9 protein-coding genes are annotated in these 13,858 nt (G+C 67.0%); 5 read left to right on the top strand and 4 right to left on the bottom strand.

The features are described 5' to 3' along the window. Positions 1 to 129: 129 nt before the first annotated feature. Positions 130 to 816 (bottom strand): VOC family protein, encoded by a 687-nt coding sequence (locus L6Q96_13985; GenBank protein MCK6555669.1) that lies wholly within the window; start codon positions 814 to 816, stop codon positions 130 to 132. Between the two features lie 355 nt (positions 817 to 1,171). Here L6Q96_13985 and L6Q96_13980 point away from each other — a divergent pair, with 355 nt between their 5' ends. The 5 genes from L6Q96_13980 to L6Q96_13960 all read left to right on the top strand — a co-directional run bounded on the left by L6Q96_13980 (position 1,172) and on the right by L6Q96_13960 (position 6,549). Beyond that, complete coding sequence (locus tag L6Q96_13980; GenBank protein ID MCK6555668.1) at positions 1,172 to 1,495, top strand: type II toxin-antitoxin system PrlF family antitoxin; 324 nt, start codon at positions 1,172 to 1,174, stop codon at positions 1,493 to 1,495. Positions 1,496 to 1,498: 3 nt separating this feature from the next. Further along, positions 1,499 to 2,014, top strand: coding sequence for a type II toxin-antitoxin system YhaV family toxin (locus tag L6Q96_13975; protein ID MCK6555667.1), 516 nt, complete (start codon positions 1,499 to 1,501; stop codon positions 2,012 to 2,014). 392 nt (positions 2,015 to 2,406) lie between these two features. Then, positions 2,407 to 3,849, top strand: a complete 1,443-nt coding sequence (locus L6Q96_13970) for an amidase (GenBank protein ID MCK6555666.1) — start codon at positions 2,407 to 2,409, stop codon at positions 3,847 to 3,849. Further along, positions 3,816 to 4,775: a DMT family transporter gene (locus L6Q96_13965; protein ID MCK6555665.1), complete on the top strand. Its 960-nt coding sequence runs from the start codon at positions 3,816 to 3,818 to the stop codon at positions 4,773 to 4,775. Before L6Q96_13970 ends, L6Q96_13965 begins: the two co-directional genes overlap by 34 nt. A gap of 103 nt (positions 4,776 to 4,878) precedes the next feature. After that, positions 4,879 to 6,549, top strand: coding sequence for a formate--tetrahydrofolate ligase (locus L6Q96_13960; protein ID MCK6555664.1), 1,671 nt, complete (start codon positions 4,879 to 4,881; stop codon positions 6,547 to 6,549). A gap of 94 nt (positions 6,550 to 6,643) precedes the next feature. Here L6Q96_13960 and L6Q96_13955 read toward each other — a convergent pair whose 3' ends face one another. The 3 genes from L6Q96_13955 to L6Q96_13945 form a co-directional block, all read right to left on the bottom strand. Next, positions 6,644 to 8,713 (bottom strand): hypothetical protein, encoded by a 2,070-nt coding sequence (locus L6Q96_13955; GenBank protein MCK6555663.1) that lies wholly within the window; start codon positions 8,711 to 8,713, stop codon positions 6,644 to 6,646. 132 nt (positions 8,714 to 8,845) lie between these two features. Further along, on the bottom strand, positions 8,846 to 11,440 hold the full coding sequence (locus tag L6Q96_13950) for a hypothetical protein (GenBank protein MCK6555662.1): 2,595 nt from the start codon (positions 11,438 to 11,440) through the stop codon (positions 8,846 to 8,848). Positions 11,441 to 11,743: 303 nt separating this feature from the next. Further along, the gene (locus L6Q96_13945) at positions 11,744 to 13,846 is read right to left on the bottom strand and encodes a TonB-dependent receptor (protein ID MCK6555661.1); all 2,103 of its coding nucleotides are present in this window, start codon (positions 13,844 to 13,846) and stop codon (positions 11,744 to 11,746) included. Positions 13,847 to 13,858 lie beyond the last annotated feature (12 nt).

The raw sequence follows: 13,858 nt of genomic DNA, 5'->3' as shown, positions 1-13,858 counted from the left end.
CGCGCACGCTTTCTTCTTGTTGTCACACGGTGGAGCGGGCGCTCCGCGCACGCTTTCTTCTTGTTGTCACGGACGTCGCGTGCGCCTCGCCCTCCCGACTTGCCGCCGAAGCCACCGCCGCACGGCTGCTCACCGGCCTTCAGCCCCTTCAAACTGCTGTATCAGCAGCGTCGGCACTCCCGCCGTATGCGAACGCACGGTAGCCACACGCGTTCCCGGCTTGTTCCCGGCCCGGATGCCGCTCACCTCGACGCCGGCCGCCGCGAGCCGCGCGCGGCACCCGTCGATATCGACGACGCGATAGGCAAGGCCGAAGAAACGATCCGGCCCCGGGTCGCCGGGCGGCGGCGCCAGCGGACTGACGAATTCCAGCGTGACTCCCGCGCTGCGAAAGAAGAGCATCCCGACGCCGCGCGCCGGGAAGTCGCGTTCGAGGGCGAGCCGCAGGCCGAGCCGGTCGCGCCACAGGGCTCTCGCGCGCTCGCGATCGTTGGTGTTGATGACCACGTGGTCTATGCCGACGATACCGCCGTCCGCCGGCGCCGGCTCCGGGCGTGGGCCGGTCCGCACGTCGAGACCATGAAATGCCGCGGGTTGCGCAGGCCACGCCGGGGACCGACTCGCCGCCTCCGGGACGAAGCGCATCGCGTGCACGCCCTCCGGCAGCGCCGTTTCGAGTTCGACGGCGCCGCGGGCGAACGCGAAGCGCACCGCCTCACCCGCGGGCAGCGGGACCGCGCAACCGAAGAGCACGGCATAATCGCAGCTCGCCGCCGCGAGGTCTTTCACGCCAATCTGAACGCTATCGAGTTGCATGCCACTCCTTAACCCCGATCGGGGAACGATGGCCACCGATGAACCCGGCGCGGGCTCGCGCACAAGCCCGGAAGGCAAGTACTCGGTGAACCCGTCGTCGTGGGCGATGCATAGAGATATCCACTCAGCCCCAAAGAGGACGTGACGGAAGCCGAAGGTCGCGGCAGCGAATCCAGGGCAGGATCGGGAAACTGGAGTTGTTGACGAGCAAGCGCAGCCGCGCCGGGCGGCAAGCGGGCGGCTTTCCCAGTCACGGTTCGAGGAGATCGCTTCCAGTTGAAGCCGCAACCCGGGAACCCCAATTCGGGTTGACCGGGTAAGGAATGTTCCTTACTCTGGGTCGCTGGAGGTTCCGATGGCCATCATCGAAGAGCGGAGCACGATCACAGCCAAGGGTCAGACGACGGTGCCCAAGGTTGTTCGCCAGGTCCTCGGCATCAAGGAGGGCGACGAGATCGCCTTCCGCGTGGAGGGCCAGCGCGTGACGGTGGTTCCCCTCGGGGCGGCTCGCGAGGACCCTGTCCTCGGGAAGTTTCTCGCGTTCCTCGCCCGGAACATCGAGAAGCACCCTGAGACTCTCAAGCCCCTGTCGAAGGATTTCGCGGTACGCATGGCAGCCCTGGTGAAGGGCGAGAAGGTCGACCTTGACGCCCCCATCGACGGCGACGTGGATCTCTGAACGATGCAGGTCAACGGCTGGGAGCTCTTCGCTCACCCACTCCTTCTCGACCAACTCGAAAAGCTGATCGCGACGGTCGAGAAGGCGAAGGCCAAGGCGAAGAACCCGGACGACCACAAGAGCACCGCCAACTTCAAGCTGCTCGCGGCGCTGTACGAGCTGATGTTCGTTACGGTTCCAGCGGACCCTGCGCGGCCCGAGCATCGCCAGGGCAACGCGCTGGGCGACGACTACAAGCACTGGTTTCGAGCGAAGTTCGGTGGCCAGAGGTTTCGGCTCTTCTTTCGGTACCACTCCAGGGCCAAGGTCATCGTCTACGCTTGGGTCAACGACGAAGACTCGAAGCGGACCTACGGGTCCAAGACGGACGCGTACGCGGTCTTCCGGAAGATGCTTGAGAAGGGGAACCCTCCCGACGATTGGCAGGCGCTCTCGAAGGCGGCGAAGGAGCCGGCGGCTGTCGCGAGACTGAAGAAAGCGAGACGGCCACAAGCCAAGGAAGATCCGCAGCCCAAATGAGCGGCGCTCCGTTCCCCGGTCTCGATCCTTGTTTGGAGGCGATCTTCGGAAACAACGGCGGTGCGATCGCCTCCGGCGCGGCGGGACCCTCGTCATTCCCGCGGAAAGCGAGAATCCAGGCGGGCTTTGGCTTTCTGTACCCCCGCTCCCGGCTTTCGCCGGGACAAGCTTCGCGGGGGTGACGGCTTACGGGCATGCGGACATCTATTGTTGCCGGATTCGAGTGGCGCCGCCCCGCTGGACATACCCTCGCGCGTCGCGCTACGTAGTCGACCGCACGGCGGTCACGACCCGCTTCCATCTCGTGAGGCTCGGCGCCGTAGACTCGCGAACCGAAACCCAAAGCGGACCGGCGGGCGACCGCCCGGCCACCGCGTCACAGGAGGATCGACATGGCGTTCAAGGAGTATGCACGGTTCGACGGCCTCGGACTCGCCGAGCTGGTCGCGAAGCGCGACGTCACACCGACGGAACTGGTGGACGAGGCGATTGCGCGCATCGAGAAACACAATCCGTCGATCAACGCGGTGATTTACAAGATCTACGACCAGGCCCGGCAGACGGCGGGGCGACTGGCCGGCGGCGGCGCCGCCCCGGGCGCATTCCATGGCGTGCCCTTTCTGTTGAAGGACATCCTCGGCGACTACGAGGGCGTGCCGACGACTTCGGCCTGTAAGTTCATGACCGGCACTCCGGCGCACCGCGACCACACGCTGGTCGCCCGCTACAAAGCCGCCGGACTCGTCGTTCTCGGCAAGACCAACGCGCCCGAGTGCGGCATCCTGCCGACCACCGAGCCGGTGCTCTATGGCCCGGCGCGCAACCCATGGAACTTGGCGCACTCGACCGGGGGATCGAGCGGCGGGTCGGCGGCCGCCGTCGCGGCCGGTATCGTGCCGCTGGCCCATGCCAACGACGGGGGCGGCTCGATACGCATCCCGGCGGCCTGCTGCGGGCTGGTCGGCCTGAAGCCGACCCGCGGTCGCAACCCCCTCGGACCCGACATCGGCGACATGGCGAGCGGGCTGATTGCCGAGCACGTCGTCAGCCGCACCGTGCGCGACACGGCCGCGGCACTCGACTGCACCCAGGGCCCGGAGATCGGCGACCCGTACTGCGCACCGCCGGTAACGCGGCCGTTCCTCGAAGAGGCGCGCACGCCGCCGGGCAAGCTGCGCATCGCCTTCTCGACGAAATCGATGAACGGTCTGCCGCTCCACCCCGACTGCGTCGCCGCGGTCGAGTCGACGGCCAAGCTGCTCGCCGACCTCGGCCATATCGTCGAAGAGGCCGCTCCGGACATCGATTTCAACCTGCTCAGCAGCGCGTTCGTGGCCGTTTTCACGTCCGCACATGCGGCCAACATCGACGGCTACGCGCTGCTCAACGGCAAGACTCCCGTCGAAAGCGACTTCGAGGGCCTCACCTGGGGTATCTACCAGCAGGGCAAGCAGCTCCCCGCGACGCAGTACCACATCTCGGTGGCGATGCTGCAGATGGCAACCCGGCAGATCGCCCGCTGGCACCAGAATTACGACTGCTGGCTGACCACCACTCTGGGCTCGCCGCCGATCGAGAACGGCACTATAGACCTGCAACAACGCGACCCGCTACTCGGCCTCGGCCAGGTGCTCGATTACGTGCCGTTCACCCCGATCCAGAACGCCACCGGTCAGCCGGCGATTTCGTTGCCGCTGCACTGGAGCGCGGATGGCCTGCCGGTGGGGCTTATGTTCGCGGGCCGATTTGGCGAGGAGGGCCTGCTCCTGCGCCTGGCCGGCCAGCTCGAACAAGCCCGCCCATGGAAGGATCGGCACCCGCCGCTGTGGGATTGAGCGCCGCCGGCCGGCCGGTACGGGCGCTGGCCGTCACCGCCGTGGCGGGGTCGGCGCTGGTATGGGGCTGCAGCTCGGTGATCATCAAGCTGATTTCCACGACCGGGCTCGTGGCTTCGTTCTATCGGCTGTGGATCCCGCTGCCGCTCCTGTGGTTCCTGCCCCTGGCGATGCCGCGCCTGCGCGCGCGTCTGACCCGCGCGTGGCTGGTCGCCGCGGTGGCCGGTGGGGCGCTGTTCGCGCTGCACCAGATCCTGTTTTTTACGAGCCTCAAGCTGACGAGCGTCACCAACGTTTCGATCATCGGCGCGCTGCAACCGGCGTTGGTGCTGATCGTAGCCGGCCCGTGGTTCGGGGAGCGGGTCACGGCGCGGGCGCTGTTCTGGTCGTTCGTCGCGGTGGCCGGCACGGTTGTCGTCGTCGTCGGGTCGGCGGGCACGCCGGGATGGAGTTTGCGCGGCGACGTCCTTGCCGTTGCCAATCTGTTTGCCTTCACCGCCTATTTCCTGGTCTCGAAGCATGTGCGCGCCGGCGTCGACACTGCCGAATACCTGATCGGCATGTCGACTGTCGCCGCTCTTCTGATGACGGTTGTCGCCGTCGCCGCCGGAGAGCATCTCGATTCCCCGCGCGGGAACGACTGGGCGCTCCTGATCTTTCTCGCTCTGGTCCCGGGAACTCTCGGCCACTTTCTTGTGAACTGGGCGCACCCGCACGTCGCCGCCCTGGTCGTCTCGGTCATGCTGCTCGCGGTACCGGTCTTCGCCGCCGTCGGCGCCGCCACGTTCCTCGACGAGCCGCTCAACCTCACGCAGATCGCCGGCGGCACGATCGTGCTCGTCGCCATCGGCACGATCGTCTACGAGCGGCCGGCAGCCGACGCGGAGGAACTGGCGGCCAGCGCCGCCGAGACCGACACGGTGTAGCGCCGCGGAGGCGGCATCCTCGGCCTGGCTCCGCTCGCCACGGCGCCTGCCTTGAAATCCGCGGGGGAATCCCGCATCTCCGGTGCGAGGTGTCCTTCGTATGATGCCCAGCAACGCCGAGATCGCGGCCTCCGTGCCGCTTCGCCCGATCCGGGAAGTTGCCGCCGAGCTCGGACTGACGGCGACGCACCTGTTTCCCGTCGGCCACGACGTCGCCAAGGTGGAGCTGAACGTCCTCGACGAACCGCCCCGGCATCGGGGCGAGTCGCGGCTGATCCTGGTTTCGGCGATTACGCCCACCCCGGCGGGCGAGGGCAAGACGACGACGAGTATCGGTCTCGGCGATGCGATCCGGAGGCTTGGCCATTCCGTCTGCATCGCGTTGCGCGAGCCGTCGATGGGGCCGTGCATGGGCATCAAGGGAGGGGCGACCGGCGGCGGCCACAGTCAGGTGATGCCGGCCGACCGCATCAACCTCCATTTCACCGGCGACTTCCACGCCATCACCGCGGCCAACAACCTGCTGGCCGCGCTGCTCGACAATCACATCTATTTCGGCAACCGCCTGGGCATCGATCCGCGACGCATCGTCTGGCGCCGGGCGATGGACATGAACGACCGGGCGCTGCGCAATATCATCGTCGGCCTCGGCGGCCATCAGCAAGGCGTGCCACGCGAGACCGGTTTCGACATCACCGCGGCGTCCGAGGTCATGGCCATGCTCTGCCTGGCGAATTCGATCGACGACCTGCGCGCCCGCCTCGACCGTACCCTGGTTGCTTTCACTTACGGAGGCGAACCCGTTACCGCCGGCAGGCTCGCGGCCTCCGGCGCAATGCTCGCCCTGCTGCGCGATGCCCTGAAGCCGAACCTGGTCCAGACCCTCGAGGGCACGCCGGTGCTCATCCACGGCGGACCGTTTGCGAACATCGCCCATGGCTGCAACAGCGTGCTGGCGACGCGCATGGCGCTGCACCTGACCGACTGGGCCGTCACCGAGGCGGGGTTTGCCTTCGACCTCGGAGCGGAGAAGTTCTTCGACATCAAGTGCGTGAGCGCCGGGCTGGACACCGCCGCCGTGGTCCTGGTCGCCACCCTCCGTGCGCTCAAGATGCACGGCGGTGTCCGGCTGGCCGACGTGGCCCATAGCGATCCGGGTGCGGTGGCCCGCGGCCTACCCAACCTGGACAAGCACATCGACAGCATTCGCCAGTTCGGCGAACCGCCCGTCGTTGCACTCAATCGCTTCGACGGCGACCGGGACGAAGAAATCGAAGTCGTGCGGCGCCGCTGCGCCTATCTCGGCGTGCCGTTCGCGGTCGCCGACCACTTCGCCCGCGGCGGCGAGGGGGCGGTCGAACTGGCGCGCACGGTCATGGCGCACGCCGAGAAGCGCAGCAAGCCGTTTCGCGCGTTGTACGACTGGACCGCGCCAATTCCCGACAAGATTCTTGCCGTGGCGCAGAAGATGTACGGCGCACGCAGTGTCGTGTTTACGAAGACGGCGGAGCGCGATCTCGAAGACGTGCGCCGTCTCGGGTACGAGAATCTGCCGGTGTGTATCGCCAAGACGCAGAATTCGCTGTCGGACGACCCGAAGCTCACCGGCCGCCCGACCGACTTCGACGTCACCGTGCGTGGCATTCAGATCAACGCCGGCGCGGGGTTTCTGGTCGTGCTGACCGGGGACATCTTACGCATGCCCGGCCTGCCGAAAGTGCCGCTGGCCGGGTCCCTCGATCTGCAGGGCGACAAGATCGTCGGTCTGGCGTGAACGACAGGCGTCCGGAACCACTGAATACCTGCCGACGGGGATAAGGCCGCTTCCGCGCTCGGCGGGTGCCGGCCCGCGAACACCGAAGGAGGCGCTACGCGACCCCGGGCCGTTCGCACCCCGTCAAGCCGGCGGCTACCGCGGCGAGGATCTCGTCGACGGTTATTTCGCGATCGCCGTTGAGGTCTCCCTGCAGGCACTGCGAGACGGAACCGGAGCCCGTGGTGATGTTGACCATGATCAGCAGCTCGTCGACGGTAACCTCGACGTCGCCGTTACAGTCGCCGTCGCAGGGCAGGACCTGACCGAAGACGAACACGCCGCCCCCGGCAGTGCCGGCGTACAGGGTTCTGGGCCGCAACGGATTGACGGCCAGCGCTTCGACGTTGCCGTTGATCAAGCCGTCGTTGATAGCCTCCCAGTCCTTGCCACCGTCCTCGCTCGCAAACACGCCGTCGCCCGGGGTACCGGCGTACAGTGTCGTCGGGTGCGCCGGGTTGACGGTCAGCGCCGCAACGGAACGACCCTCCAGCAGTTCCGCACTCCAGGTCGCACCGTCGTCCTCGCTCATGAACAGCCCCGCCGAGGTTCCCGCGTAGACAACTCCCCGCCCTTGCGAATGCGTGGCGATGGCCTGCACGTCGATCCGTTGCGTCGCCGTCTGCGGTATCGGCAAGACCTCCCACATCGAGCCGCCGTCGAGACTGCGGAAGGCGCTGCCGTAAAAGCTCTTCTGGGTACCGATGAACAGTACGGGGGTAGTGGCCGGACCGATCGCTATTGCGTTGACGAACGTCCCTTCGGTCATCGAGCTGTTCGTGCGGCTCCAGCGGTTGCCGCCATCGGTGCTCTTCACCAAACCCTGATCCGCTGTGCCGGCGTAAATGAGGTTGCGGGTCGTGACACTCGCGGTCAGCGCAGTAATGAAGCGAGTGGGCCCGGCTCTCGACCACCGCACGCCTTCATCGGTGCTCCGATACACACCAAGGCCGGTACCGGCATAGACGGTTCTGGGTTCGGCGGGATCCACTGCCAGAGCGGTAACGAAGCCCGGCAGCTCGGCCTGCAATGCACGCCAACTACCGCCGCCGTCGACGCTCTTGAAGACGTCGTTGCCGCCGGCATACAGGATCGACGGCGTGCGCGGATTGACGGCTACGGCGCTTATGATGCTATCGGCCAGGCCACGGTTCGATCTCCGCCATGTCGCTCCCCCGTCGCGGCTTCTGAGCACCCCGTCGCCGCCGGCAAACAACGTGGCGGGGGCCAGGGGGTGGATGGCAAGCGCGGTGCCGGAACCGAGCGGGCCGCTGCGCCTCCACGAGTTTCCGCCGTCGGTGCTCTTGAAGATACCGTCGGACCAGGCGTACAGCGTCGCCGGTGTAAGCGGATCTTGCGCGAGCGCCTTGGCGTCGGTCGAGGTCAGCCCGTTGTTCGCAGGGAAGAACGTCAAGCCGGCGTTCGTGCTTCGAAATACTCCGCGCTCCGAGCAGGCGTACAGCGTCGACGGACTCAGCGGATCGATCAGCAGACTACGGAACTCGTTCGCCGTGATGCCGTCGAATCCGGGATGATTCCAACTCGTACCGCCGTCCGTACTCCTGAACACGCGGCCCCGGTCGAGGCCGGCGTAAACGGTGGACGGCGTCCGAGGATCCACGGCAACTGCGGTCACGGCCCGATTCGCCACGAGGCCGGCGACCTTCGCCCATGAACCGCCGCCATCGCTGCTCTTGTAGAGCGCACCTTCGTCGCTGCCGGCATACAGGATTGCCGGCACGGCAGGATCGATCGCCAGTGCGTGCACATTGAGATCCCCCAGGCGCGTTGGCGCCCAGGTACGACCGCCGTCGACACTCTTGAAGACCCCGGCTGAAGTCCCGGCGTAGACCAGTGCCGGCGCGATCGGATCGACCACCAGCGCACGCACTTCCGCCAGGACGCCCGTGAACGGCAGGCTGGATAGCATCCAGGTTTCGCCGCCGTCCGTGCTGCGAAAGATGCTGCCGCGGGCACTCCCCGCGTAAACCCTTAGCGGATCGGTGGGATCGGCGACCAGGGCCAGAATCGCACCGCTGGTCGGTCCGTAGCTGCGCCAGACGTACGGCTCGTTCCCCGCCTTTGCGCCATGCCCGATGGCGACCAGGCTCAACCCGACGATCAACGCACCGACCCGGGGCGAACGGCATCTTCCGCCGGGATGAGGATCCTTCCCGTTCGTTCTCGCGAGCGCCGCGTTCTCGGGTGCGTATCGAGGCACTGCCGAATTCAAGTGCGCGCCCCCGGGGGCCAAAGCTCACGGGGTTGGGGTTTCAGTAGGCGTCTCCGTCGGGGTTTCCGTCGGGATCTCAGTCGGGGTTTCGGTTGGGACCTCCGTGGGGGTTTCCGTGGCGGCTTCAGTGGGTGTCTCGGTCGGAGTTCCCGTGGGAACCTCGGTCGGCGTCTCCGTGGACGTCTCCGTGGGTGTCTCCGTCGGCGTTTCCGTCGGCGTTTCGGTCGGAGTGTCGGATGCAGCCGCGGTTGGCGTCTCGGTCGGCGTGTCCGTCGGCGCTTCGGTAGGTGTCTCCGTCGGCGTCTCCGTGGAGGCCCCCGTGGGCGTCTCCGTCGGCGTTTCGGTCGGAGTGTCGGATGCAGCCGCGGTCGGCGTCTCGGTCGGCGTGTCCGTCGGCACTTCGGTGGGTGTCTCGGTCGGAGTCTCCGTCGGGGTGTCGGTCGGGCTGGTGGGTGTCTCGGTCGGAGTCTCCGTCGGGGTTTCCGTCGGGTTGGTGGGTGTCTCGGTCGGGGTCTCCGTCGGGGTGTCAGTCGGGTTGGTGGGTGTCTCGGTCGGAGTCTCCGTCGGGGTGTCCGTCGGGTTGGTGGGTGTCTCGGTCGGAGTCTCCGTCGGGGTGTCGGTCGGCCCGGTCGGAGTCTCGGTGGGAGTCTCGGTCGGCGTGTCTGGCGGACCGGTCGGGGTCTCCGTTGGGGTTTCCGCAGGAGTGTCCGTGGCGCCAACGCCGGGGGTGGGCGTTACCGTCGGGGTGTCGGTCGGCGCCGGCGTGGATGTCGGCGGAGCCGGCGTAGCCGTCGGTGTGGCCGTCGGTACGCACGGCTGGATCTCGCAGCTATTGCTGCAGCAATCCGTACCGATACGATTTCCGTCGTCGCACGCCTCGCCGCCGTCGATCAATCCATTACCACAGAGGATGGTGACCGAGCCGGGGTTGAGCGGCACCGCCTGAACAAACGCGGCGATCTCGGTCCCCGTGCCGAGGACTGCCATGGCAGCGCCCTCGGGGGCACGCACCGCCGTATCAAAAAAGCGATTGCTGGCGACGTCGTTGTCTTCGGCGCCGGGAAAGTTGCCGAGGGGCGGGTTGTCGACATCGCCAAGGCCGCGAGTCACCCCACCGAACGGATCGCGCACCGCGGTGAGGTTCATCGTGAAGCCGGTGAGGTCGCCACTTTCGAAGCGGCCGATCGGCAGGGCAGCACCGGTCGCACGGTTGCGCAGTACGATGTCGTCGATCAGGACCGCGGTCGCGCCACGCGAGTCGCCAACGTCTTCGACGGAAAAGGCGACCTGAACCGGGGTTCCCGTTCCCGCCAGCGCACGCACGTCGAGGCTGGCGAGTTGAAACACGGCGGTCGAATAGGCAGCACCGGTCAGCGGCGTCAGCGCCGGCGTCAACTCGGCGTTGGTGTCGACGATGCGGATGATCTGTTGGGTGGATGGACTGATCAGGTAGGCCGTGAACGTGTCATTATGTGAAGGGTTCGGGGCCAGCTCGTTAGTGAGGAAGAGGTACTGGAACCGCAACTCGTCTATTCCCGCCGGCACGACAAATGAGTCGCTAACCAGCTCGGCAGTGTCTTGCGGACCCGCGGGGGGCATGCCCAGCGCCACCATCTCCGGCGCATCGAGGTCGATCAGACTTGCCGGGGTTCCGGACAACGGCTCGCGGAATGCCAGCTTGACGTCGGAACGGAAGTCCCCAGGCGCCGACGCTTCGATCACACTACCGGAGAGATCGAGGGTTCCCGCCGCTCGCAAATCGATCTCACCGCGCTGGTAGGTTCTGACCTGCGCGCCGGCAAGATTGATCCCCTGGTCGACCTGACGCAACCCGCTGACGCGCACGCTACGGTCCGCGCTCACCAGCGCGCCCGTGAAGTCACCACTGCCGCCGGTCATTTCGATACCGATTTCGCCCCGCGGACCACGCGCCTGCAAGGTACTGGCGTTAGCCCCGATGCCGAGGGCGGTATGCACGTCGATCAACCGGTTAGCGAGCACGACGCTACCGCTGACGTCGATTGCGCCCTGAGCCGCTTCCATCCTCACCGCACGACCGCTCTCATAGTTGCCGGTGGCGGCGACGATATTGCCGCCGGTCGAGATCACCTTGAGCTCGGTGCCGGCCAGCAGGGCCATACCGCTGAGATCGATATCGCCCGCAGCCTGCACCGTAATGCGCGCCACCAGACGGTGCCCGCGGCTCTCACCCTGTATAGCGGTCGTTCCATCGGCGACCACGTCGTCGGCCGAGTCGATGACGAGCTTGCCCTTAACCGTGATGTTGGCGCCGCGCAGATCGATAGAGCCGGTATCCGAAGTAAGGACCACTCCGTTCGCCCGGATTCTGCCGGCAATGGTTAGTTGCCGCGCCGTCAACGCAATCACGCGACAGTCGAGTTCCGCACCCGCCGGACAAACGATCGGGAAGTCGGTTTCCACCAGCAAACGTCCCGTGCACGTCAGCGGATCATCCGCACCGGCACACGCACCGTCGGCGTCACGATCGACGCAGCACGTCTGGGCCTGCGCCGGAGCCGGAAGGCAGACCGCCGCCGCCACGGCGAGAACGAATGCGGGCAGTATTAGACTGGCGAATCCCAACCGTCTGCATGACATCTACGAGTACTCCCTTGTGCTCCCCGTCGGAGAATAGCCGACCTCGCCCAGAAGCTGCTCCCGCCCCGAGCACCTCGCATCGACGACGACGCCAACCGTTCCCGGGTCGTTCGACCCTACCAACGGCTTTTGGCGTAATGCAAGAAAATTTGCCGACTCTCACCGATTTGTCCCGTCTTGCCGAGAAGTCCAGAACCGCCGTCTATCCCGCCGGTTCGCTCGCCCCCCGGGCCGCGGATCACGATGCCCCAACCCACCTTCGGAACCGGCAACCGGTGACCCGGGGCTGGGAACTCCGTTCCGTCACAACGTCGCGCTGACGCCGAGCCCGCCGTAGACGTTGAATCCGGCGGCCGGCTCGAAGTAGCGGTTCCCGGTCGCATTGACGCGCACCGTGCCGTCGTAGTTCTGGTCGAGCAGGTTATCGAAGCCGACGAACGGACCGCAGCGCCAGCGCCCGATCTGGATGTCGTACCCGCCACGAAGCGTCATCCGAACGTAGCCCGGGGCGCGCGCCGTATTGGCGTCGTTCACCGGGTACCCCTCGACGACCAACGCCTCCAGGCCCGCGTACGCGCCGCTCGGGTGCCGGTAGAAGAGTTCCTGGTACACGACCGCGTCGGGAATGCCCGGCTCCGAGTTGCCGTCGAAAGTTCCCTGCGGGGTCGCATACCGCTCGTACTCGGCCTGCATCAGCGTCACCGCCCCGCTCCACCGCAGACCGGACAGCAGGTACGTCTGCCAGTCGAGCTCCAGGCCGTAACGCCGCGAGCGGCCGGCGTTGCGGAAGAAGTCGCGTTCGGGTTGCGACGGCACCTCGTAGGGCACCAGCTCGTCGTCGATAGTGGTCCAGAATCCGACCGCGTTACCAACCAGCCACAGCGTCTCGTACCGCAGCCCCACCTCGTAGTTAAGGGCGGTCTGCGGCTCGACGTCGGGATTGAATCCGGCTCCGGCAGGGTTGGCGAGTTCGGTAGTCGTCGGCACCTGAAAGGCGGTACCGACATTGAGAAACGCGGCCAACCACGGCCACGGCGAGTAGCGCACTCCGCCCCCGGGGCTCCAGTGTTCGAACGTGCGGGAGCCGGAATCGCCGCTTCCGGATGGCACGGCAACGTCGACGGCGAAGCGCAGGTTGTCGTAACGCAGCCCGGCCATCACCTCGAAGTCGTCCAACGGCATGACGATCGCCTGCAGGTACGGACCGACGCCGGTGACGCTCTCGCGCTGCTGCAAGCCGAGTTGACCGCGCGTGCCGAAGTCGTTGCCGAACCGCCGCCGGTTGTCGTCCTGATACTGCACGTCGACCCCGACAGAGAACCGATGTTCGCGGCCCCCGGCTCGCACCGGCACCAGGTAGCGGAGGCCGCCACCGGGACTGAACCTGTAGAACGTCACGATGCCGCCCTGCACGGGCGGGGTCGTCGGGGGCACAGGGAGGCGGTTTTCGAAATCGCGATAGAGCCCGTACGCGTACCCGGATAGCCGGCCGAGCGGCAGGCGCCGCTCGACGACGGCGCCGAGACGTCCCTGCAACACCGCCTCGCCGGCGTCGAGCGCGACATTGAGCGCCCGTGCCCGGCGCGGATCGGCATCCGCCTCCGCCCGCGTCAGTGCGCCCGGATCGTCGGCAACCGGCGCGTCGACGCCGTTGACCAGCACGGTCAACTTCGTGTCCGCATCGACGTCCCAGCGCAACTTGGCGTTCACGATGCCGCTCCGGGTCGCGCTGTGCTGCCGATAACCGTCGGACCGCAAGAAGGATCCCTGCACAAAGAGCCGCACGGGACCCGCGGGCCCACCACCTTCGAGGACGTACTTACCGAGGCCGTAAGAGCCCCCGACCAGCCGCAGCTCGGCACCCGGGGTCGACGGTCCGTCTTCGGTAAAGAACTGGATCACGCCACCGGAGGCGTTACCGTACAGCGCCGAGGCGGGGCCGCGCACCACTTCGATGCGGGCCATCGCCGCCGGGTCGACATCGTCGAACTGCGTCTGCCCGTCCGGCAGCGTGAGCGGCAGGCCGTCGACCAGCACTTTGATTTCGCGCGTGCCGAAACCGGCGCGCGTGCCGAAACCGCGAATCTGCACGCGCACGTCCTGAGCGAAGTTGCCACTATTCTGCACGAAGACACCCGGGACTCGATCGAGGGATTCGTCGATATTCACGGTCGGCCTGGCATCCCGGATATCGGCCGCCTCGACCACGCTGATCGCCGCCGGCACGTCGGCGAGCAACTCCGGCAGGCGGGTTGCCGTGACCGTAACCGAATCGAGCAGCAACGGAGTGCGCGGTTCGCCGCCGCGTTCGGCATCCTGCGCGAAGGCCGGCACTGCCAGCGCCAGGAACAGGGCGCAGCGCGCAACGACGGCGCACAGCGCCGGGACACAATCCGGTGAGATCAAGGGATCGGTCCG

This window comes from Candidatus Binatia bacterium, assembly GCA_023150935.1.
In the GTDB taxonomy this organism is placed as follows: Bacteria; Desulfobacterota; Binatia; order HRBIN30; family HRBIN30; genus JAKLJW01.
This window is presented reverse-complemented; position numbering and strand designations above follow the sequence as displayed.

Coding starts and splice junctions, on each gene's coding strand:
- L6Q96_13985 (MCK6555669.1), bottom strand. CDS start 816: ATGCAACTCGATAGCGTTCAGATTGGCGTGAAAGACCTCGCGGCGGCG.
- L6Q96_13980 (MCK6555668.1), top strand. CDS start 1,172: ATGGCCATCATCGAAGAGCGGAGCACGATCACAGCCAAGGGTCAGACG.
- L6Q96_13975 (MCK6555667.1), top strand. CDS start 1,499: ATGCAGGTCAACGGCTGGGAGCTCTTCGCTCACCCACTCCTTCTCGAC.
- L6Q96_13970 (MCK6555666.1), top strand. CDS start 2,407: ATGGCGTTCAAGGAGTATGCACGGTTCGACGGCCTCGGACTCGCCGAG.
- L6Q96_13965 (MCK6555665.1), top strand. CDS start 3,816: ATGGAAGGATCGGCACCCGCCGCTGTGGGATTGAGCGCCGCCGGCCGG.
- L6Q96_13960 (MCK6555664.1), top strand. CDS start 4,879: ATGCCCAGCAACGCCGAGATCGCGGCCTCCGTGCCGCTTCGCCCGATC.
- L6Q96_13950 (MCK6555662.1), bottom strand. CDS start 11,440: ATGTCATGCAGACGGTTGGGATTCGCCAGTCTAATACTGCCCGCATTC.